Annotated in this window: 22 protein-coding genes; 16 read left to right on the top strand and 6 right to left on the bottom strand. The window is 42.7% G+C overall.

The genetic code is table 11. The features are described from left to right. Positions 1 to 263: 263 nt before the first annotated feature. Both D5I41_RS03660 and D5I41_RS03655 read left to right on the top strand, forming a co-directional pair. Positions 264 to 1,181, top strand: coding sequence for an alpha/beta fold hydrolase (locus D5I41_RS03660; RefSeq protein WP_119008553.1), 918 nt, complete (start codon positions 264 to 266; stop codon positions 1,179 to 1,181). 60 nt (positions 1,182 to 1,241) lie between these two features. After that, positions 1,242 to 1,937: a pirin family protein gene (locus D5I41_RS03655; protein ID WP_119008552.1), complete on the top strand. Its 696-nt coding sequence runs from the start codon at positions 1,242 to 1,244 to the stop codon at positions 1,935 to 1,937. Between the two features lie 215 nt (positions 1,938 to 2,152). Here D5I41_RS03655 and D5I41_RS03650 read toward each other — a convergent pair whose 3' ends face one another. Continuing rightward, positions 2,153 to 3,055 (bottom strand): LysR family transcriptional regulator, encoded by a 903-nt coding sequence (locus D5I41_RS03650; RefSeq protein ID WP_119008551.1) that lies wholly within the window; start codon positions 3,053 to 3,055, stop codon positions 2,153 to 2,155. 14 nt (positions 3,056 to 3,069) lie between these two features. Continuing rightward, complete coding sequence (locus D5I41_RS03645) at positions 3,070 to 3,957, bottom strand: LysR family transcriptional regulator (protein ID WP_119008550.1); 888 nt, start codon at positions 3,955 to 3,957, stop codon at positions 3,070 to 3,072. Between the two features lie 290 nt (positions 3,958 to 4,247). Here D5I41_RS03645 and D5I41_RS03640 point away from each other — a divergent pair, with 290 nt between their 5' ends. Continuing rightward, positions 4,248 to 5,417 (top strand): MFS transporter, encoded by a 1,170-nt coding sequence (locus D5I41_RS03640; protein WP_119008549.1) that lies wholly within the window; start codon positions 4,248 to 4,250, stop codon positions 5,415 to 5,417. 193 nt (positions 5,418 to 5,610) lie between these two features. Here D5I41_RS03640 and D5I41_RS03635 read toward each other — a convergent pair whose 3' ends face one another. After that, the gene (locus D5I41_RS03635) at positions 5,611 to 6,240 is read right to left on the bottom strand and encodes a nitroreductase family protein (protein WP_119008548.1); all 630 of its coding nucleotides are present in this window, start codon (positions 6,238 to 6,240) and stop codon (positions 5,611 to 5,613) included. Positions 6,241 to 6,468: 228 nt separating this feature from the next. Here D5I41_RS03635 and D5I41_RS03630 point away from each other — a divergent pair, with 228 nt between their 5' ends. Next, on the top strand, positions 6,469 to 7,413 hold the full coding sequence (locus D5I41_RS03630; protein WP_119008547.1) for a glutathione S-transferase family protein: 945 nt from the start codon (positions 6,469 to 6,471) through the stop codon (positions 7,411 to 7,413). Between the two features lie 206 nt (positions 7,414 to 7,619). Next, positions 7,620 to 8,537 (top strand): alpha/beta fold hydrolase, encoded by a 918-nt coding sequence (locus D5I41_RS03625; RefSeq protein ID WP_119008546.1) that lies wholly within the window; start codon positions 7,620 to 7,622, stop codon positions 8,535 to 8,537. 282 nt (positions 8,538 to 8,819) lie between these two features. On the opposite strand, the gene D5I41_RS03615 is transcribed toward D5I41_RS03625, so the two are convergent. Beyond that, the gene (locus D5I41_RS03615; RefSeq protein ID WP_119008545.1) at positions 8,820 to 9,017 is read right to left on the bottom strand and encodes a hypothetical protein; all 198 of its coding nucleotides are present in this window, start codon (positions 9,015 to 9,017) and stop codon (positions 8,820 to 8,822) included. A gap of 429 nt (positions 9,018 to 9,446) precedes the next feature. Between D5I41_RS03615 and D5I41_RS03610 the strand changes: the two genes are divergently transcribed. The 10 genes from D5I41_RS03610 to D5I41_RS03565 all read left to right on the top strand — a co-directional run bounded on the left by D5I41_RS03610 (position 9,447) and on the right by D5I41_RS03565 (position 19,303). After that, positions 9,447 to 10,739, top strand: coding sequence for an anaerobic sulfatase maturase (locus tag D5I41_RS03610; RefSeq protein ID WP_119008544.1), 1,293 nt, complete (start codon positions 9,447 to 9,449; stop codon positions 10,737 to 10,739). Between the two features lie 9 nt (positions 10,740 to 10,748). Further along, positions 10,749 to 11,249: a hypothetical protein gene (locus tag D5I41_RS03605; RefSeq protein WP_119008543.1), complete on the top strand. Its 501-nt coding sequence runs from the start codon at positions 10,749 to 10,751 to the stop codon at positions 11,247 to 11,249. A gap of 55 nt (positions 11,250 to 11,304) precedes the next feature. Next, the gene (locus D5I41_RS03600; RefSeq protein ID WP_162892789.1) at positions 11,305 to 12,240 is read left to right on the top strand and encodes a tetratricopeptide repeat protein; all 936 of its coding nucleotides are present in this window, start codon (positions 11,305 to 11,307) and stop codon (positions 12,238 to 12,240) included. A 7-nt stretch (positions 12,241 to 12,247) separates the two neighbouring features. Further along, positions 12,248 to 13,210, top strand: a complete 963-nt coding sequence (locus D5I41_RS03595) for an AAA family ATPase (protein ID WP_119008541.1) — start codon at positions 12,248 to 12,250, stop codon at positions 13,208 to 13,210. Between the two features lie 14 nt (positions 13,211 to 13,224). Further along, positions 13,225 to 14,169, top strand: coding sequence for a DUF58 domain-containing protein (locus D5I41_RS03590; RefSeq protein ID WP_119008540.1), 945 nt, complete (start codon positions 13,225 to 13,227; stop codon positions 14,167 to 14,169). Between the two features lie 2 nt (positions 14,170 to 14,171). After that, positions 14,172 to 14,648 (top strand): DUF4381 domain-containing protein, encoded by a 477-nt coding sequence (locus D5I41_RS03585; RefSeq protein WP_119008539.1) that lies wholly within the window; start codon positions 14,172 to 14,174, stop codon positions 14,646 to 14,648. Next, positions 14,645 to 15,673, top strand: a complete 1,029-nt coding sequence (locus tag D5I41_RS03580; protein WP_119008538.1) for a VWA domain-containing protein — start codon at positions 14,645 to 14,647, stop codon at positions 15,671 to 15,673. The genes D5I41_RS03585 and D5I41_RS03580 overlap by 4 nt, the downstream gene beginning before the upstream one ends. Continuing rightward, positions 15,670 to 17,289, top strand: coding sequence for a VWA domain-containing protein (locus D5I41_RS03575; RefSeq protein WP_119008537.1), 1,620 nt, complete (start codon positions 15,670 to 15,672; stop codon positions 17,287 to 17,289). Before D5I41_RS03580 ends, D5I41_RS03575 begins: the two co-directional genes overlap by 4 nt. Further along, on the top strand, positions 17,279 to 18,517 hold the full coding sequence (locus D5I41_RS03570; protein ID WP_119008536.1) for a BatD family protein: 1,239 nt from the start codon (positions 17,279 to 17,281) through the stop codon (positions 18,515 to 18,517). Before D5I41_RS03575 ends, D5I41_RS03570 begins: the two co-directional genes overlap by 11 nt. An 87-nt stretch (positions 18,518 to 18,604) precedes the next feature. Continuing rightward, positions 18,605 to 19,303, top strand: a complete 699-nt coding sequence (locus D5I41_RS03565) for a Crp/Fnr family transcriptional regulator (RefSeq protein WP_371860096.1) — start codon at positions 18,605 to 18,607, stop codon at positions 19,301 to 19,303. Between the two features lie 25 nt (positions 19,304 to 19,328). Here the strand turns inward: D5I41_RS03565 and D5I41_RS03560 are convergent, their stop codons facing one another. After that, positions 19,329 to 20,123, bottom strand: a complete 795-nt coding sequence (locus D5I41_RS03560) for a response regulator transcription factor (RefSeq protein ID WP_119008535.1) — start codon at positions 20,121 to 20,123, stop codon at positions 19,329 to 19,331. A gap of 277 nt (positions 20,124 to 20,400) precedes the next feature. Further along, positions 20,401 to 21,363, bottom strand: coding sequence for a LysR family transcriptional regulator (locus tag D5I41_RS03555; RefSeq protein WP_119008534.1), 963 nt, complete (start codon positions 21,361 to 21,363; stop codon positions 20,401 to 20,403). 125 nt (positions 21,364 to 21,488) lie between these two features. Between D5I41_RS03555 and D5I41_RS03550 the strand changes: the two genes are divergently transcribed. Continuing rightward, positions 21,489 to 22,292 (top strand): hypothetical protein, encoded by an 804-nt coding sequence (locus D5I41_RS03550; protein WP_235868849.1) that lies wholly within the window; start codon positions 21,489 to 21,491, stop codon positions 22,290 to 22,292. Positions 22,293 to 22,297: the final 5 nt, after the last annotated feature.

The following is a 22,297-nucleotide window of genomic DNA, read 5'->3' as shown; positions in this document are numbered from 1 at the left end:
TGGAATAATAATAATGCTATCTAACCTATTGTTTTTATTGATTATAGTCTTAAATGTCATTTAGCCAATGAATGAAGCAAGGTATCTATTAACCCATAGTGAATAAAACCGAAGGTTAATATAAATATTATCTTCCCAGATATGAGAAAGTCATTTTGAATATTGGCATCTAATCAAAGCACTCAAGATGAGTTTTAATACACCCCGTTCCCAAGAGACAACAAATTCTCTTCTATCTAATTAAATACATTTTGAGGTTTATTATGAACATGACAACACTTTCTTCTAAAGCAATGACTACTTTCGGAAAAGGCCTTCTGTTCGGTGCTATCGCATTAAGTGCAACAGCAGCGCAAGCAGAATACGTAAAAATCAGCCCAGAGCTAACCATGCACTACGAGACAGCAGGCCACGGTGACAAGGTTATCGTATTCACTCCAGGTTGGCTGATGTCAGCAAACGCATTTGAAAAGCAATTAGAACACTTTGAGGGTTCAGATGAGTACACAGCTATCGCTTATTCACCTCGTAGCCAAGGTCTAACAACTAAGACCATTGAAGGTAACACTTACCAACAACACGGCCGTGATTTAGCCGCATTCATGGAAAAGCTAGAGTTGGATGACGTGACCTTGGTTGGTTGGTCTTACGGTGTAGCAGAAACCCTGTCTTACGTTCATCAATTTGGGAATGACAACCTAAATGGTCTGATGCTCATAGATGCTTCTCCAAAGATTGCGAGCAAAAGCTATGCAGACTTTACTTGGTACCTACGTGATGATTCAGATGGCCGTTCAAATTGGTCAACAACGACTATCTTAGAGGACAAAAATGCACTGATTGACGTATTTGTTCCATGGATGCTAGAAGACACAGAAAACAAAGCGGCAATGAAGTTCTGGAAAGACTTGGCGCATCAATCTTCTGCATCAGCAGGCGCAACATTGAACGCAACGGGTTTCTATCTTGATTACACAGTCGAAGCACAAACATTTGATGCCGAAAAACCAATGGCATGGGTAGTGCGTGAAGAGTGGAAACCAGTAGCAGAGCAGTGGATTGAGAAAAACACTCCAAACGCATCAACGGCTTACTTTGGCAAACACGCGATGTTCTGGGAGCGTCCTGAGCAATTCAATGAAGTGCTAGAAGACTTCCTAGAAGAAGTAGACGCGAAATAAACATAATTGAGATGTGGATGACCTTTGGGTCATCCACCCTTATTTCTGTGGAGAAAACTAATGATTGAAGTGAGAAAATCAGACGATCGTGGTCTGAATGATTGGGGTTGGTTAACTAGCCGAAATACATTTTCTGTTGGTAATTACTACGACCCAAATCATATGGGGTATTCCAGCTTGAGAGTTCTGAATGACGACCTTGTCTCAGCTGGGACTGGCTTTCCCTCTCATCCCCATAAAGATATGGAAATCATCAGCATGGTTATTGCTGGAAAAATAGAGCATAAGGATAATCAAGGGAATGTTCGTTCTCTTTCACCAGGTGAATTTCAATTGATGTCTGCTGGGAAAGGGATTGTCCATAGTGAATACAATGGCTCTTCGGACGATGATCTACGATTCATCCAAATCTGGATCGAGCCAAATACAACGGGTGGCACACCATCCTATCAACAGAGGGCGTTTAGGCCGAAACAAGGGATCACTGCAATTGTGACGCCTGATGGTGCCAATGAAACTCTTAAGATTAAACAAGATATGACATTATCTCAGCTGATTCTCAACGGGCAGGGTTCGTTATCGATGAGCCTTGATCCTAATCGTCGAGCGTATCTTCAGATCATAGAAGGCCCCGTAACACTGAATGGTTTGCTTCTTCAAAATGGAGATGGTGCCAAGATTACATCTGAATCAAAATTAGATTTCCAGAATAATAGCGATAGTAATATTAAGGCATTGATATTTAGCTTAACTTAATGAGCACTGTGGTTAAAATCTCTGCATTCATCAGGCCAAGTACCTTCATAATTACTTGGCTGATATTCTACTTATGATCTGAACTAGGGGGATCTCATTGCTGAATTCCCTGTATTACTTTAACCAATCAAGGTTACCTGCACCTAAATCTCGAATATTTTCACGCTTAGCTTCGACTAAACTAGAAAAAATGCGGCTTCCTCGTTGAAGAGCACCTACGGCATATCTACTGATCTAAACCAATCTTTACCCTCTTTGTTTTCAATTTCGGCTAGGAAATGGTCGATAAAAGTCCTAGTGATGCTAGAAAGGAGCCTGCGACTTGGGTAAACAAGCTTGAATGTTATGCCCCTACCATCTTCAGGTTTAAAGAGCTCAATAAGTTGACCACTCTCTAACTCAGTTTTGCATAGTGCTGGCGGGATATTGGCTATGCCTATTCCTTGCAAAGCAAAGTATTTAACCATTCGAATATTGCTGGCTTTCAACTTAGGCCTTATTGGGTAAGACTTACCGTCAAATGTCCAGGTAACATCTTGATTCACGCTACCAATAGACAAACAAGAGTGATCAACCAGTTCATCTGGGTGTGTTGGTGTTCCGTGGTGACTTAAATACTCTTTGGTTGCGACCAATACTCGATCTGCTACTGCTATTTCTCTTACAACGTAATTGGGGTTTTGGATAGGGACGGTAACGATCGCAACATCAACGCCATCAGCAACAAAATCGATAAAACCATGGTGGTCGCGAACTTCTATATTAACCTTAGGATACTGCTCTTGAAAGCTTTTCAAAATTGGCCACATGGACTCAAAATTGTGCATGATGGACAAGCGCAATGTTCCTTTCAAATTTTGTTGTTGGCTGTCTAAGGCTAAAATACCAGCTTCAGCCTCTACGATACTGCGTTGAGCATGTTCGTAAAACACCTGCCCAGCCTCTGTTAGTCTGAGTTGTCGGGTTGAGCGTTCCAACAAACGCAATTCTAGCTGTGCTTCTAATTCACTGACTTTTCGGCTAACTGTAGATACAGGGGTATTCAGCACTTTGGCAGCTCCGGAAAAGCTGCCTTGCTCTACAACACTTACGTATATTCTTGCTGCATTATAATCCATTAAAAAAGTACCTATTATGATTGCCAATATTCAGATTGTTCATTTTGGCTAAACTCAATACTATGATCGATAAAGGCTCTTACTACTCTGGATAGATGCTTCCTACTGGTATAAATAAGATGGATATCAACAATCGGTGAAGAGCACTCTGGTAGGATTTCTACAAACTCGTCATTGTCTATTTCTCTTTTGCAAAAGAAGGGGGGAAGCTGCGCTATACCGCAATCTTGTCCAACAAGAAAACGGAGAAATCTAAACTCGTTGGATGAAATTGCTGCCTCAAAATAAACCTTTTCATTATCCATTGTCCAAAATGACTCATCACCCGGATTTCCGCGTGCTAAACATTGGAAGTTGTTAAGATCGGCGATTGCATTGGGTTTACCGTGTAGCTCAACATAACGACGCGAAGCCACAAGAATTGGACTTATAGTCGCCAGTTTACGGCTGATCAATGAAGGGTTTTGGCTGGCGTTGTATTGAATGACGATATCTATATTGTCACTGATTGGGTCTATATCCCGCGTTATCCCGAGCAATTGCAACTTTACCTTTGGATACTTATCTGTGAAAGCCTTAATGGCTTCCCAAGTGACCTCAAAATTAGGCGGCAATGCAACCCTTAGAGTACCTTCTACTTGATCCTGCTGTTTCTGTAGTGCCGAAATTCCAGCTTCCATTTCTTCAACACTGCGCTGTGCATATTGGTATAAAGTTTCACCGGCCTCAGTCAATCTTAGGCTGCGAGTAGAGCGCTCCATTAAGCGTTGCCCTAAGGCTTCCTCAAGTTCACTGATCTTTCGACTTACAGTTGAAACAGGCATCGCTAGACTTTTGGATGCAGCAGAAAAACTGCCTTGAACGACAACTTCAGTGAATGTTTTTAGGCTATTGAGGTCCACTTTTACTCCTAAATTTGTACTTAATAAACTTAAGAATAGGTCTACTTTCCCGAAAATAAAGGTAATTCAAGGTATTGTTAAGACCTTTTTAGACCGAGTATCTTGCTCAAATAACAAATATTGAAGCTAAAGTGCTTGCTAAGGAGGGCCTATAGATCACGGTGCTATCTCGAGCAGTGGGTGTAGGGTAATGTTGAAATGTTATCGGTGAGTTGCTTTTTGGTAACAAGCTGATTATCTTAACAAAAGATTCTAGTTAGAAGACTAGGGTTCTTTACTAGGGAGTTTCAATGCCAAACCGCTTGGTAATGTATGGTTTTGTCGTCAATTTTTTTATCGGTGTCGTTTATGCGTGGAGTGTCATTTCACATCAGCTGATTTCTAATTGGGGATGGACTATCACAGAAGCAAATGCCCCATTTGCAGCACATGCGTCGTTGACATCTATACTCTCGGTTGTCACTGGCGGAATGCGTGATAAATTGGGTGGTAGGTTAACATTGTGTTCTGGCGTAGCTTTGTTTTCTCTAGGTGTCTTTTTATCAGGTTTCACTTCAACCAGTTTTGAATTAATTATTACATTTAGTTTGATTTCTGGAATTGGAACTAGCTTATGTTTATCCAGCATCCTGCCTACAGTCTTACTTTCAACAAAGCCGATAAAAAGGTCCAAAGCTAGTGGGCTTATTGTATCTGGATTTGCACTTAGTCCTTTATTCTTTGCACCTCTATTAAACTTTCTATTTAATAACTTCGGGCTCTATCCTTCTTTGGAGTGGCTTGGTGTGTTTACTTTTATCATCATATTTCCTATCGCCTGGAAGTTAACAGGTAATGCAAAAAGAAGTAACACAACTGTTATCAATAACAGTGAAGCTGATAGCCCTTTGTTTAAAACCCTGAAAAGTAGAGCCTTTTATGCGATCTGCATAGCGAAACTCGCTGTCATGGCGACTGCTTTTATGTTCATTGGCAATGTCATCAATATTGCACACTCATTGACGTCATTCCCCAACCTTTTTTATCTTACCTCTCTACTCGCCGTTGCAAACTTCTGTGGCAGACTATCAAGTGGATTTTTAGTCGGTAAAATGGGGGACTCAGCAACCGTGCTTACATTGCTTCTCGTTCAAATACTGAACCTAATATTTTTCTCCAATTATCAGTCGTATGCTTCCATTACACTTGGGGTCTTAGTCGCTGGATATTGTTTCGGAGGTGCGTTTGGTTTGCTTCCCGCGTTAGTTGCAAATAGATTTGGACTAAAACACTTTGGGATAAATTGGGGAGTGACGAGCATTGCTGCGGCCATAGCAAGCTACCTTGCACATTTTATGGTTGATATATCTCAACAACTTTATGGCGACTATACCCTGACACTATTCGCGCTAGCAGCACTAAATCTAGGAGCCGTTATATTCTTTAAGCTCAATTTTAAAACAGCTTCCACACCTGCGTAACCCCGTTACTATTCAAATCAGGTCTAGCCTTGAGTAGCCCTCGATATCCTTACCTAGTCGTTTTTACTAAACATATCTAGCCCTAAAAATTTAGACTTTAATGTCAGTGGCAACACTGTATTACTTACTCATTGATGGCAATACAGTGTTGCAAGATTATAAGCGTTTTAGGAAGTATCTGACTCTTGTAGCGTTACACAATAGTTAAGACTTCAGTATTGTCTATGCGTGGTTTTTGAGGCCAGTTGCCATCCGCTTCAAAACCGACCGTAATTAGCATTGCAGGTACAGCCAACTCCGGTAAAGAAAATGCTTCTTTCACGCCATTAGGGTCAAATCCAATCAGAGGACAAGAGACCATTCCCATAGCCTCTGCAGAAAGCATCATCGTCATTGCAGCTAATGACGCAGAACGAATCGCTTCATCACGCTGTAAAATAGGGTTATCACTGTACATATTACTCACAGCGTTGATCCAACCATCTACCATTTCTTGAGACAGCACATTGTCTTTCAAAGAAGAATCGAGTGAATGTTTAATCAAGTTTTGTGGTTCTAGAAGCCCTGAAACAATAAAGGTAACAGCAGCATCCTCTACCTTTTGTTGACCATAAGCCAAGTTTTTAAGTTTCGTTTTTTGTTCAGAAGTATGGACAGCAACAAAATGCCAGTTTTGTACGTTAAAGGCAGTAGGTGCTTTGGTTGTGTAGCGTATTAATTCATTGATTTTTGCTTCAGTAATCGTTTTGGTTGAATTGAAGTTGTTAATAGAACGACGTGAATTAATGGTGTCCAGTATGCCTGTGCTGTTTGTGATATTCATTGTTTATCTCCGGTTGGTTTACAGTGCTGATCTGTTCAGCCTGGTATTCGATGGAGTGAAGTTTAAACTTAAAAATAATATTGATTAGATAGTGAAAGTTGAAATAACTTTCTCAAATATAGGAAAGTGCACTTTCCCATAAGTGAAAAAATCATTCCTATTAATACCGCTAAAAATAAAGAAGAAAATGCTTTCTAATAAAATGGAAGACATTAATAGGGAAAAATCATGGGAAAACTTATACAGGGTAAATGGTTTGATATTGGGTATGACACTCGTTCAAATCAGGGTCAATTTGTTCGTGAAGATGCGGGATTTAGAGGTTGGATTGAGAATAAACGCCAAGCCAAATATACCGCGGAGAGTGGTCGGTATCATCTTTATGTTAGCTATGCATGTCCTTGGGCGCATAGGACACTAGTATTTATGAAACTAAAAGGGTTGGACGAGCACATTAGTGTGACGGTTGTATCTCCAGACATGCTATCAGAGGGTTGGACTATGTGTACCCCTGAACCGTTATATGGGTATACACATCTACATCAAATCTATACTCATGCTAAGCCTGATTATACAGGTAGAGTTACTGTCCCTGTACTTTGGGACAAGCAGACTCAAACGATTGTTAGCAATGAGTCTTCTGAAATTATTCGTATGTTTAACACTGAATTTAATCATATTACGGGAAATGATGATGACTACTACCCCGCTGATTTAAAAGAAAAAATAGATGAATGGAATAACTATATCTACCCCAACATCAATAATGGAGTTTATCGCTGCGGGATTGCAACTACTCAAGAGGCCTATGAAGAGGCCTTTGACAATTTGTTTGATGCACTTGATACAATAGAGGCGCATTTAAGTACACATCGATATCTAGTTGGAGAACGATTAACCGAAGCCGATTGGCGATTATTTGTTACCTTGGTTCGCTTTGATGCGGTGTACGTAGGTCATTTTAAATGTAATAAAAAAAGAATTTCCGATTACCCCAACCTGCAAGGCTACTTGAAAGAATTATATCAATTAAAAGATATTGCAGATGTGACCGATTTTTTTCATATTAAGCGTCACTATTACTTTAGCCACACTATGATCAACCCAAGTCAAATCATTCCTGCGGGTCCAGATTTAGAGTTAATAGGACCACATGGTAGAGAGCTAATCTAGTATAAATGCACTCTATTTTTAAGTGAAGAAAGCCCTCCATTATTTGGTGGGCTTTTTTTATGCCAAATATATATATTCTCAAATATGGAAAAGTTATTTTGAATATCAGTATCTAATCAAACCATTAAAGATGAGTTTTAATACACCCCGTTCCCAAGAGACAACAAATTCTCTTCTATCTAATTAAATACATTTTGAGGTTTATTATGAACATGACAACACTTTCTTCTAAAGCAATGACTACTTTCGGAAAAGGCCTTCTGTTCGGTGCTATCGCATTAAGTGCAACAGCAGCGCAAGCAGAATACGTAAAAATCAGCCCAGAGCTAACCATGCACTACGAGACAGCAGGCCACGGTGACAAGGTTATCGTATTCACTCCAGGTTGGCTGATGTCAGCAAACGCATTTGAAAAGCAATTAGAACACTTTGAGGGTTCAGATGAGTACACAGCTATCGCTTATTCACCTCGTAGCCAAGGTCTAACAACTAAGACCATTGAAGGTAACACTTACCAACAACACGGCCGTGATTTAGCCGCATTCATGGAAAAGCTAGAGTTGGATGACGTGACCTTGGTTGGTTGGTCTTACGGTGTAGCAGAAACCCTGTCTTACGTTCATCAATTTGGGAATGACAACCTAAATGGTCTGATGCTCATAGATGCTTCTCCAAAGATTGCGAGCAAAAGCTATGCAGACTTTACTTGGTACCTACGTGATGATTCAGATGGCCGTTCAAATTGGTCAACAACGACTATCTTAGAGGACAAAAATGCACTGATTGACGTATTTGTTCCATGGATGCTAGAAGACACAGAAAACAAAGCGGCAATGAAGTTCTGGAAAGACATGGCGCATCAATCTTCTGCATCAGCAGGCGCAACATTGAACGCAACGGGTTTCTATCTTGATTACACAGCCGAAGCACAAACATTTGATGCCGAGAAACCAATGGCATGGGTAGTGCGTGAAGAGTGGAAACCAGTAGCAGAGCAGTGGATTGAGAAAAACACACCAAACGCATCAACGGCTTATTTTGGCAAACACGCAATGTTCTGGGAGCGTCCTGAGCAATTCAACGAAGTACTAGAAAACTTCCTAGATACTATCGAAACTGAGTAACTGATTAAGAATGGCGGCCTATGAGTCGCCATTTTTGTTTTTTGAAATTTAATAAACCGGCCCAAGCATAGACAAATATAATTTCCCCCTCTGCAAATTAATAGTAAAGCCTTAACCGTGATTTTCTGTAGCATTTGCCTGAACTCAGTTAAGTCCTCAGGAGTTTTAATTCCTTTAGCTGCTTCCTTAACGAAAGCTTCAAGTTCTTTCTTATTCATATTGCCTATTCTTAGCCTTTACGGCTTAGTTTAGGCAATTACACAGAATTTAGGGCAGTCTCGCCTATGGCTTGCTCTTTTTTTTGTCTGGAACTTTTTCACCAGGGATAGTGCCACCAATTCTTTTACACTCATTAATAGGCAGTGTGCCTTGATATTCACCATCTAGGTAACAGGGCACTGATGGTACCCCTCCTGTCCCGTATCCTGCTTGCGCTGTACTAGTCAGCAATAAAGCGACTGCAATCAATACCCACTTCATATCAAACCTCTTCGAATCTAATATCAATCACAGTAAGTAAGTGGTCAGAAATAGCGTAGAACAACGCTGGATAACAAGGCAGAACTTTTTGATAAGTCGTTATTCTACAATCAAAAAATATAACGCCGTTATCGAATGTTTTAACAAGCTAGGATGACCCGTTATTTACTACGATTGGTATAAATACCTTTGTACGTATTTGCTGACGTTCTGGCTTAGCTCTTCCTCATCATCTTCATTCCTTCGCTTGCAGTATTAATACTGATTACTCTTGCATGCACATATTGAATACTTCTAGCGAATTGAAAATTCCTCGGACCCGGAATCTTCAATTCGACGTTGTGAGCTCTGAAGCCTTATTCAAGAGCTGAATTAGTTTTATGGATAGCCAATTCACATTGAACGTGGTCGAAAGAGTGAGTACTCCCCATGTCTAGATTATTGTCTTCGTATCAACCTAATGAGCCTAGTAAGCGCATGAATATCATGACGAAACCCATAGGTTCGGCTTGCAACATAGACTGCACGTATTGCTACTACTTAAGTAAGGACGAGTTGCTTGGACATCAGACTGGTTGCGGGACACAAATGTCCGAAGAGATGCTAGAAACCTACATCAAGTCCTATATTGAGCAACAAAATCATTCGGAAATTGTTTTTCATTGGCAAGGCGGAGAACCAACGCTTCTCGGTGTTAACTTCTTTCGTGATGTTGTTCGTCTACAAAAAAAGTATCGACCAAACGGCGTCACAATAGAAAACAATCTGCAGACCAACGGTACCTTGCTCAATGATGAATGGGGAAAGTTTCTAAGCAAAAATAATTTCATGGTAGGTCTTAGCATCGACGGGCCTGAGATGATTCACAATACCTATCGAACCAACCGTGCCGGTCGTGGCACCTTTAGACAAACAATGAAGGGCGTTGAGTTCTTGCACAAACATAAGGTGAATTTTGCGACCTTAACTTGTGTGAATAACATCAGTGGCGCAAACCCGCTTGAGGTGTATCGTTTTCTTCGTGATGAGGTACGCTCACCGCAAATGCAGTTTATTCCAATTGTTGAACCTAAATCCTTTCGCGATACCGCGCCTCAGCGCTGGCCTGATAGCGAAGTGATATTCCAGGGAATGCCCGAAACTGAACCTAGCCATGCTAATTCCATCGTCGAGGCCTGGTGTGTTTCCCCTTCACAATGGGGAAGGTTCCTATGCACAGTGTTCGATGAATGGTTGGAAAATGATATTGGCAAAATTAATGTGCCTTATTTTGAAGCCTGTGTCGAAACTTGGATGGGAAGAGTGAACCCTTTGTGCACGCTAGCCCCTATGTGTGGCAAGGGATTAGCCATAGAGCACAATGGTGACGTATTTGCGTGCGACCACTATGTGTATCCAGAGTACAAGCTGGGCAATATTAATGATGAGGCGCTTGAGGATATGCAATTCTCGGCGGGACAAGAAGAGTTCGGTCGCGCAAAAGAATCGTCATTACCAAATCAATGTCGACAATGTACCTATCAATTTGCCTGTTTTGGTGAGTGCCCGAAGAATCGCTTTACTAAGACCCTAGAGGGTGAGGTTGGACTTAATTATCTGTGCGCAGGTTGGAAACAGTTTTTCTCTCACATTGACCCTTATATCTCAATGATTGTCGCCACTATGGGCTACCCAGTACATAAAGGGGTTAATTCAGACGCTATGCAGATCAAATTTAAGTAAGGGCACCTAATGAAATATTTATACAAAATCACGTTCATCTGTCTTTTTTTAGCATTCAACTCAATGGCTTCGGAGGTTGATGAGCTGATTCCTCAGGCTAAGGTTGACCACTTCATTGAGCTTGCCTTTTCTCAGAAATCATCCACTTATACTGAGTACGCTGTGCTATTTAACTTCTGCCAACAAAGAGCAGAGCACGCCGACTGCAAAAAGCCGTTTGAAGAAGCAGAAAGCCGCTACAAAGTAGCTGAAGCCAATCACAAGGTTTTATTGATGGTTGCAAATACCGATATGAAGTCTTTAGAGATGCCGGTGGCGGGTGAGCAAGAACTAACCTCATTGTTAGCCGAACAAGATTATGTCGATGAAGAGGTAGCTCACACATCAGCATTGGTTAACGCACTAAACCTTTGGTTGGAAGACAACCAAATGCCACAAACCGATAAGGTTTATTTCCTGCATAGCTTGATGGTTAAAGTGGATAGTGCCCACCAGAAACAGGCGCAATAACAAGATGTGTATCCGTACCTTTTTACGTCTATGCCTTTTGGGGGTGACTCTCCTTTTGCCGATTCGGGATGCGATAGCGTCTTCATTCGATGAACAAGAAATGCACCTTGCTCAATTGTCTCAAGATGAGTCCCTAGATTTGGTAACTCGGGCTGAAGCCACTCGAATATTGGGGCAGTTTTCTGGTCCCAATGCTCTTATTGCCATTGGACGTGCTTCGCGCTCCTTGAAGCCACAAATGCGAATTGCCGCTATTCAAGCAGCAGCTCAATGGAACGGACCGGCACGCTGGGATTTGGTTTCACCTCTGCTTGATGATGCTAATAGGCAGGTAAGTACAGCGGCTGTGATGACCCTGCTCCCTCACTGGTCACAAATGACCAAGGTGTATCGAGACAAACTGAGCCCTTATGCAAAAAGCTATCTATCTAACCTTCCCAATGATCTGGAAGGGCAGTTAATTGCCGCGTGGGGAGATCAAGCGATGGGGAACCTTGATGGTGCTGAACAACGATTACAAGCCACTTATCAACACAATCCTGATGCTAGAGTGGCGCTGGGATACAGCAAGGTGTTGGTTGCGAATAATAAACCGCAGCAGGCTCAGGATTTGCTGGAAGAGAGCCTCACTCATTTCCCCAAATCAGCCGCTCTTTATCATGAGTTGGGTCGTGTGTTGTTGGCAAAAGGTGAAAGCGCCGCATCTCGCAATGCCTATCAAAAGGCTTATCAAATAGATACTACGCTTGAGCAATATGCCTTTGACTATGCCCTTGCGCTGCAAGATGACGATCCTCAAGCATCATTACACATCATCGAAAGCCTTTATGCTCAGTCGCTTAGCCCCCAGTATCTCTACGCAAAATGTGAGGTCATGCTCGTTCAGGGCATTTTTGCAGAAGACTGCTTAGCTGACCTAACACAGGCTACCTCACAAGAGGTGGCGCTTTTACTTCGAGAAAAAAACCAGCAACAGCTCCCCAAAGACTGAGTTAATTATGCAGAATCATCAGAAAATCCAGATGCTCATTGAGCAGTTAAACAAAGTGGTTATTGGTCAAGAGCATGTCGTTAAGGCCATGATCATCGCATTGCTCACTGATGGGCATGTGCTGTTAGAGGGCCTACCTGGAACAGCAAAGACACGTGCAGTGAAGTCTCTTGCCAATGCCCTAGGTCTTGCTTTTAGCCGAATCCAATTTACGCCGGATATGTTGCCTTCGGATATTACGGGCTCACAAAACTTTGATAAACATAGCGGTGATTTGGTTTTTCAAACCGGCCCCATCTTCAACTGCATGGTGCTAGCGGATGAGATCAATCGAGCTCCAGCCAAGGTGCAAGCGGCATTACTTGAGGCTATGGCCGAGGGTACGGTTTCTGCTGGTGGTGAATCCATGCTATTGCCAGAACCGTTTATGGTCTTGGCCACTCAGAACCCTGTAGAGCAAGAGGGGACTTACCCTCTACCCGAGGCTCAATTGGATCGCTTCTTAATGAAGGTCAATGTTGATTATCCCGATATTGAGGCAGAAAAGGCGATCATTCGTTTAGTTCGAGAGGAAGCCATAGGTACGGCGTTGGATGAACAGGCTTCGGGTTCGCCTTTGTCTTTAGATGCTTCGATGATATCGGAGGCCAAGACATTGGTGAGACAAATACACGTTTCTGAGGCGGTAGAGCAATACATTGCCGATCTTGTTACAGCAACGCGCTACGGCAGTTCATGCTCTGCGTGGATTGCAGTAGGAGCTAGCCCTCGAGCATCCATAGCATTAGATAAATGTGCTCGGGCAAATGCTTGGTTAGAGGGGCGGGATTATGTCACCCCCGATGATGTTCGATTGGTGGCATTGCCTGTGCTTGGTCATCGCATCATGTTGAGCTATGACGCTATCTCAGAGGAGATTTCACAACATGATGTAGTAACTCGCCTCTTGTGTGATATTCATTTGACCTAGAGGTTAGGTAGATCATGACGAATTTGATGTCTGTTCAAAAACTCGATAGTCGTATCGGGACATCATATCAACGCCTAATGGGGCTTCGAGAGCAGGGTCGGCGTTTGTGTATTCCCTCGATGCGTAAACCACTTAGCCGATTGAGTGGGAAAAACGTCTCAGCATTTCGTGGCCGCGGTATGACCTTCGAGGAGTTTCGTGAATATCAACTTGGTGATGATGTTCGAGCTATCGACTGGAACGTATCGCAGAGAACGGGAGAGCCTCATGTCAGGCTTTACTCAGAAGAAAAAGAAAAGCCTGTATTCATTTGTATCGATCAGCGTCAATCGATGTTTTTTGCGACGTTGGAGACAATGAAGTCGGTAGTGGCCGCTGAAGTGGCTGCGGCTCTAATGTGGAGTGGCGTAAAGCACGGTGAACGTGTTGGTGCTTTGCTTTTAAGCCATGATAGCCGTTGGTTTACGCCAAAAAGAAGCTCTCGCAATGTAAGCTCGATTTTGAAAGATCTAGCGCAGATCAACAATAACCTAGCACTGTCTCCTGCCTCTTCAATGCCAAATGAAACAGACGTGTTTTCGTCTCTTTCCAAGCTTGAACAACAAGACGTTAAAGGTGCGACAATTATCCTGATCAGCGACTTCTCTGGTGATATAGAGCAGTGGAAAAGCTGCATTAGGCGACTCAGTCGCAGAAATGATGTACTCGGTATTTCAATTCATGACCCAATGGAACACTCCTTCACGGTAGAACAAGATCTGGTTTTGGGAAGTGGAGAAATGCAGGTTTCAGTGGGCCGACAGCATCGCCGCGCCCTATCGCTTTATCATGAGCAGAAAAAATCAGACAAGCAATCGCTGACTAAAGCATTGCAGCAATTGAACCTACCTATCGCTCAGTTAACCACTTCTGGGAACCACTTAGATGAGCTGTTTGTGCAGTTCGCTCATAGGAAGTAGGTATGTCTAAAAATAACATCTTGTTAGCTGATCTGATTGACCCGATAGCACCGGAGGCGATCTCTTGGTTGCCACAAACAAGTGCTTGGAAATTGCTACTGCTTATTGTGTGCTTTTTCTGTTCAGTGGCTTTGTGGAAGAGCTGGATTCATTACAGAAATAACAAATACAGGCGTGATGCACTAAAGGCCATTGCTCGCGTTGAACAATCTGACGTGATTCGGGCGACTAAGACATTAAATAGCATCTTACGCCAAGTAGTGTTTACACATTATGCCGGCTTGAGCTCAGCAAATGTTATGGGAGCATCATGGTTAGAGTTCTTGGACAGCAAAAGCCAACAAACGCGCTTTACTTCTGAGTTGGGCAATAAGTGGATTAAGACCTTGTATGAACCTATGGATCGGTGCCAATGGTCGAAACAAGAATTCATGGCGTTGTATCAAGAGGTACGCACCTGGCTGGAAACCCACCGATGATGTCAGGACTAAGCTTTGATTCAATCTGGGCACTTCTCATGTTACCGCTTCCTTTATTGGTACTCAGGTTTGCCCCGGCTCACAACACCTATCTACCCGCGTTACGTGTCCCCTTTTATACTGAGCTCGTTCGCCATCTTGGCCTAGAGGTGGGTTCTGGAGCTGCGCGAATTCAGCCTACACGCTGGCAAAGAGTATCCATCTCTATTAGTTGGGTTTTACTGGTTTTAGCTGCTGCTAAACCTGTGATGCTTGATGAGCCTCAAACAAGAGAGCTAGAAGGGCGAAATTTATTGGTTGTTACCGATATATCAGGCTCGATGTCTACTTTGGATTTTACAGACGCTGAAGGTGAAAGAATCAGTCGTTGGCAAGCAGCGATTGAAGTGCTTGAAGAGTTCTCGATGAATCGAAAGGGAGATCGGTTAGGTCTGGTCGTGTTTGGCGAGTTTGCGTACCTGCAAGCACCGTTTACGTCAGACCATGAGGTGTGGTTATCTTTATTAAAGGAACTTGAAATTGGACAAGCAGGGCAGGGGACACATCTAGGAGATGCCATAGGTTTAGGCATCAAGGTGTTCGACTCTGAAGCTCATTCTAATCAACAGAAGTCTGATCAGCAGCGCGTCATGATTGTTCTCACGGATGGAAATGACACGGATAGCTTAGTACCACCATTAGAAGCGGCTAAAGTGGCTAAGCACAAAGGTGTGCGCATTCATATCGTCGCTATGGGTAACCCCAATACAGAAGGGGATGATGCCATGGATATGGATATCATTCGAGACATGGCGCAAATCTCGGGGGGGAGGGCTTTTCTTGCAATGTCTAAACAGGAACTGAATCAAGTTTATGCTCAGATATCCATGCTTGAACCGCAATTGTTTGACAGTTTTAGCTATCAGCCCAAAACCTCGTTGCACTATTACTTAGTACTCATGGTGTTGATGCATCATATTCTTATGATGAGCGTCTACCACATTCGACAGCTTCGAATGAAGCGGTTTAGTAAGGGGGTAGCATGAGCTTAGTCGATAGCGTAATGCAGCTGCATTTTTTGCGTCCTTGGGCACTGCTTTTCATCTTCCCTTTCATTTTTATCCTTGCTTCTAAGAGCCGCAGTGAAGGCAAAAAAAATACCTGGATAAAGAGTTTACCACCACACTTAGCCAGCTCGCTTTTACTCAAGCACAAGCGCTGGACTAATCAATTGCCGTTAAAGCTTTTAGGGATAATAGGCGTTTTGGCTGTGATCATTATCAGTGGTCCTAGTTGGTATCGGCAGGCGTCGCCGTTTGGAGAGGATGCCTCTCCCTTGGTGGTGGTGTTGGATGTATCTGAAACCATGATGGAGAAAGATATCGCACCGAATCGACTCTTTATCGCAAAACAGAAAATTCGCCAGTTGCTAGAAGAGCATAGGGTGACAGGGGCAAGTGGGCTGATTGTCTACGCTGGCAGTGCACATGTTGCCTCACCATTAACTCAAGATCGCTCGGTGTACGGCCCTATTCTTGACTCCATATCGGTAAGTGTGATGCCACGAGAAGGAAAGTTTGCTCAATATGCACTCTCTGTATTGGCTCGCATGCTAAAAGATCAGTCACAAAATGGCACTGTCTTGCTTGTTACTGATGCCTTGAACCTAGAGGCAGAAGAGGCCTATGAGCGCTATTTTCAATCTTCTCCACATCAACTTATTGTTTATGGCGTGGGAAAAGCGAGCAATGATAGCGCCTTTCCTCTTAACGAAGATGCATTGAAAGACACTGCTTCATCTGTGAATGGCCGGTACGTGACAATGACCCTTGATGATACTGATCTTCAAAACATTAATCATTTTGTTGAAAGACATCAGTCTTTGAACGCGGACTCAACCCAGCCTTGGGTTGATGCTGGGTACTATTTGATTTGGCCTGTATTGCTGGCTTATTTGATGTGGTTTAGAAAAGGCTGGCTGGTGCAGTGGCTCTGGGCTGGTGGAATAGTGATATTGCCTCTTGCTATGCCACAAACAGCAGAAGCCAGCACTTGGAACATGATGGATGCATGGCTTACAAAGGATCAGCAAGGGCGTTGGTTATTGGAACACGACAAACCAGATCAAGCGGGGTTTGCTTTCGATGATAATCAATGGAAAGCATACAGCTTCTATGTAGCAGGAGAGTATAAAAAGGCTCAGCACTATTATTTGCTGGATGATTCCTTGTCGGGTCATCTTGGCCTTGCTGCTTCATTGGCTCATCAAAGAGAATATGTCGCTGCTCGTCATCAGTACAAGGAGATCTTACAGCGCTACCCTGACAACCTAGATGCTAAGAATAACCTCAAAGTGATCGAAGGCATAATCGCTCAAATAGACCAATTTACTCAAAGTCAGAGTGATAATACTGAACGCCAGAAAAGCAGAGAGTTACAACACCAACCCAAAACGAGTGAAGGGGTGACACAAGAGGTCGAACAGGATCAATTGGTAGAAGAAAAACTACTCGCAGAGGATCTGTTAGCGGACGCTCAAGTTCATGATCGCTGGATGAGAAGAGTACAAGGAGAACTATCGGACTTTATGGCATCTAAGTTTGCTGTGCAGTTACAGCGTGGTGCAGCAACTCAACTGGACGGGATCAAAGATGCGCAGTAGGTCTTTCATTTTTGTTATCTTGCTTTCGCTTGCGATGAGCTTCACCAATGTCGCCATTGCTAATGATGAAACTCCTGACGTCATTGTGAAAACATGGATTGCTCAAGATCAACCCGTATCCGTCAGGCAAAAAGTCTCTGTGATGGTTCAGATCATGACAGAGACTTGGTTTACCAAGGGGACCAAGATACATGATATCGAGGTGCCGAATGCTCTAGTTCTAGGGCGTAGTCCATTCGCCCAGAATTCGACAACGAGAGAGAAGGGTAAAACTTACACCACCCAAACTTGGGAAATCGTCTTGTATCCCCTGACAACGGGTGAGTATGTGATCCCCAGCATGACCATAGAATATGAAGTCAAAGGCGCTAACACGCATCAAGCACAGTTATTTGTGACCAAGGAGCTCAGCTTATCCGTGCATCAACCCTCTCCTAAAATGCATGATAGCCAACCTTGGTTAGTTAGCCCCAAAATGAATATGACGCAAGATTGGGAGGTTATTCGCAGTCAGATCGATGAACAAAAAGAGGCTGTCAGTGACCAAGAACCTCTGAATATTGGTGATGTTATCCAGAGAACCGTTAGTATTGAAGCGATAGATACGACAGTCATGCTATTGCCCGAACTAGAGCCCTTCTATAGTGAATCCCATGAAGTCTATCAGCAGGTTTTAACCTCTAAAGACAGTAACCATAGGGGCGTTCATATCGCTCAACGAGTTCAAAGACAGACTTATCGTGTGACAAATGCTGGTCAAATTACCATACCGGATATTGCGTTGCTGACATGGAATCCAATGACTCAAGAGATGACAACCACGAATCTCGAGGGGCTCGATTTTAGAGTTAAGCATACCTTAAGTTCTTGGCTGGTGAATCACTGGCTCACCTTAGTGGTGGTGCTTATAATCCTTAGTGTTATTAGTTTTCTAATACTTCTGGGTTACAAGCGAATTCAAACACTCAAGGCTCAAAATGCCCTGCCCTTGAGTTGGTATTACCTTTCCGCATTGAATCAAAAAGATCCCGCTATGTGTGAAAGTTTGCTTTACCGTTCTCGATTAGAACAAAGAGGGTGGGTTGCGCTTCAGGCTATAAGCCCTTCAAGTGACTGGGGACGTCGTATTCATCAGTTGCAACACGCGCGATATGGGCGAGACACCAAGAATGTCGAGTTCTCCACGTGCTTTTATCTTTGGCTGTGGTTGGCAAAAAATAAGAAGTAGAGCTCAAAGTTTATCTACACTCTAGGTTAAAGTGGCATATGTAACTCTATGTCTTTTAGACAGTTAGCATCATTTAGGAGGTAGTGCTTGTTTGAGAATATGACAATCGAAGATATCGTATGGCCTTGTGACCTGCCCAATGAGCTTAAAGAACAATTGCTCAATATCGCGGTTCCTTGCCAAGGAATCAAAGCATTGCCATTCACGCTGTCCTATTGTTCGGTGCCCGGGGTTTACTATGTGGTGAAAGGCTCTTGTGGACTGTGTTTTACGACCAATGACACTAAAAGCGTATTAGGAGCTGTTGTGGGTGCCAAAGATTGGTTTGGGGCATTGAACATGGGAACTGGACGCAAGATTTTTGGGGTTGCAGAGGAGCTAGAGGATATACATTTCCTTATGTTTCCCGAGGCTAAGGTATTGAAATTGGCTGAGAGAGAACCTCTAGTCTACAAGTGGCTGTTTAATGCTGGCGTTCATGCACAGTCGTTTATCATGCAAGCAATGATATCTGCTATTCATCAAAAAGAGCAAAAGGTGATGTATGTTCTCTTGGAACTACACAGCAGGCAGAGTCAGAGCGGAACGACTATCAATGCTTCACAAGCACAGTTGAGCTCGATTACAGGGCTTTCACGCCCAAGATTAAATGAAGTATTGAAAGGGTTTGAAAAACAAGGATTGATAGAGGTGCAAAGGAATAAGGTACTGATTAAGGATATTGAGGCTCTTTCAAAGCTTTTATCACCAATGAATTTAATGATGAAAAACCCCACTAAAAGTTAAAATTAGACGTTCCCTGTCTAATGGTTTAGGCCACAGCCAGATCATTGCGCAGAGCAAACTGCACTAACTCGGTATTGTTGGACAAATCGAGCAATTCAATCATTCGATACTTATGAGACTCAATGGTTCTTGAGCTTAAGAACAGCCTTTCTCCACACTCTTTGGCGGTATACCCTTTAGCCAGCAAGCTAAGTACATTGAGCTGCTTATCGCTCAAAAGTAATATTTTCTCATCGTCAGTTGTAGAACTTAGCACGCTACAAGAATCACCAACACTGTTGAGGCTTTTGGATACCTTCAGGTGCTGCCAGAAACAAAGCCACATATTGCCCAACATTTTTAAGCGTTGCATCTGACTTTCGTTCATCTCGATATCCGGCTGATCCTTGAATCGAGTGAAGCAAAGACCGCCCCAATTTGCCCCATAAAGCTCCAGTTTTATCATTCCATGTTCTCTAGCGCCACTTTTGGCAAGTGCACTGAGTACATCAAATTTATGGGTTTCTAGCTCTTTATGATCAAATAATTGATAAAGGGATTTTGACTTCAACAGCTTAAAGTAGTCCGCATAAATTGGGTCTTGGAACTGTGAAACGTTAAGGGGGGCGACGTGATCGCGTGATACAGAGAGCGTTTTGCCTTCGCTAAAAAGGATATTTGAGCCAGGAAAGATCGTTAAACGATCAATCTCGAACCACTCTAGTGTGTTGATAATGAGTGTATGCAGGGTTTCAGTAAAATTGTCGATCGAAGTTTGGGTTAGAACTTCACTCTGCCTAAATAAGAACGCCTCAAAACTTTCCAACTTCTCTGCATGCATTGTCTGTAGTCTCTGCTGTTGATTATTAGCAAACCTAGCGCGTCTTATTGCACTAAAATCTGTAAGGGTTTGTTACCAAATTCGTTGAGACGCATAATAATCATCGGCAGATACTTTGTATGTTCTTTTGGGAACATAACATTAAGATTTTTATACGCATGCAAACTCTGCCAGCTTAGTTAAACCAAGCAAGCATATTAATAGACGTTTAAGTATGAATAACACTTTAATGTAAATTGAAAATAAAGAAACCGTAAATATACCGTAATACATAGGTTCATAATATTGGTGTGGTAATCATTCTACTTTTTAAATCGTTCATTCTATTAATTAACAGCTCATGAATAATATCAGTGGCATACTTATAGAGTGGATTTGAGTGATTTTTGTCGAGGTAATAAATCGCATGATTAAAGGATTCTTTGGTTAGATCTTCCAACCACTTGGGCTGTACACACGAGAAACCATCATTGCACATTGATGCAGAGAGCCCTTCCGTTACCGTTAACAAAGGTGAGGATTTGGTTAGGCTTGCAAGAACAGACATGCTTGCTGAGCGATACTTAAATTTGAACCACTCTAGGTTATTTCGTTCTAATACCGCATTGAAGTCACTTAATCCTGGCATCAAGATGCCCCCCGTCGGGTACTGAATAAACTCATTCGCACTGAGATCCGTCTGCAACCATGGGTGGTTTTTTTGTGCAATGACTACGGGTGTTGTTGAGGTCAGACGAACTGCTCGAATGGTCTTGGGGTGCTCTATTGGGAAAAAGTTTAGGCCCATATGCACTGTGCCATTGACCATAGAACTTCCGGTCTCATCGTCCCAGTTTACAATGTTTATCTTGGCATTTGGAAAGGCCTCTTCTGAGGCTAGATGAGTTAATTCTGAAGCAATAGCCTCAAGGAAAATACTGGATACAGCGATAGTCAATTCGCCGTTGAAGGTTTCCGGACTATCGAATAGATGCTGGGTAAACTTGGCATCAAGCTGTTGTATCTGATTGTTCAGCCCTTGCCCAATGATATCCGCTCTGGGTGTTGTTTGAAGTTCGGTGCCGACAACATAAAACAGTTTATCTTGTGTGTATTCACGCAGCTTGGACAGTGTTTGGCTGATTGCAGATTGCGATATACCCAACATTTTTGCGGCCTTTTTTGTGCTCTTAGTTAAATATAAAGCGTTGAATACACGTAGATAGTTAAGATTTAAAGAGTCTTGATATTTAGTGTGCATATATGTCTAACCTTTAATTTATTACACTGTTTTAAGCATTGCTTATATGCCGAATAAGTAGCCTGGAAAACTAACGTTGATATTATTTATCTCATTACAGAGATATAAATAATTAAAGGTTTCCCATGCTTTTCAAATATAAAAAGCTAACGGCTATTGCCATCAGTTTATTTTTAACAACGAACCATTCTTTCGCTAGTGATGGCAATAACTCGGATGAATATCACGATGCTGACCCTCGAAATTCATCATTAAGAGCGGCTGTGCTTGCTGATGACGAAGGCGAAATAAAGCTTCTCGCTGGTGGCGGTGCAAGCGGTTTAACCAGTGATATATCTCAAACCGTTGGTTTTGCCGAATACTACACTCAATCTCATAATGCTCGCCTACGTGGTGCTCACTTTGACCGTTTTGGTGGTGTTTATGTTGATATTTACCACCTGGAAGATGTCGCCAACATGTATACCGGTGGCTATATGCTTCCACTCTCTAGCGGGGATGGAACGCTGTTTTTCCCATCCTTGAATTACACCTATGTGGACTTCCAAACCGATGATTTAGCTGAAGTACTTAACTCACAACTTACGCCAACCGGAGGCTATCCTTCCCTTACGCCAAATCATGTAGTGACATTACTGGATGGTGACACTTCCCATTTGGGTTCAGTAAACCTATACGCTCTACACCCTTGGAATGATACTCACTTTTCTGTATTCAACGTGAACCTAGGTTCTTCATACAGCGGTGTTGATATGCAGGTCGCCAACCTTATGTGGGTGCAAGGCATTAAAACTAAGGTAGCCGACAAGGATTTCAACATACTTTTTGAGCTTAAATATGACGTAATTTCTGTGCAAAACGAGTCACTATCAATCGACGAGACTTCTGAAGAAGTCACTGCGTCCTTTGGTGTGGATTATCGTTTCTAAGTTAA

The organism is Vibrio superstes (assembly GCF_003569005.1).
Taxonomy (GTDB): Bacteria; Pseudomonadota; Gammaproteobacteria; order Enterobacterales; family Vibrionaceae; genus Vibrio; species Vibrio superstes.
The sequence above is the reverse complement of the archived record's forward strand: the minus strand, read 5'-3'. Positions and strand labels throughout refer to the sequence as shown.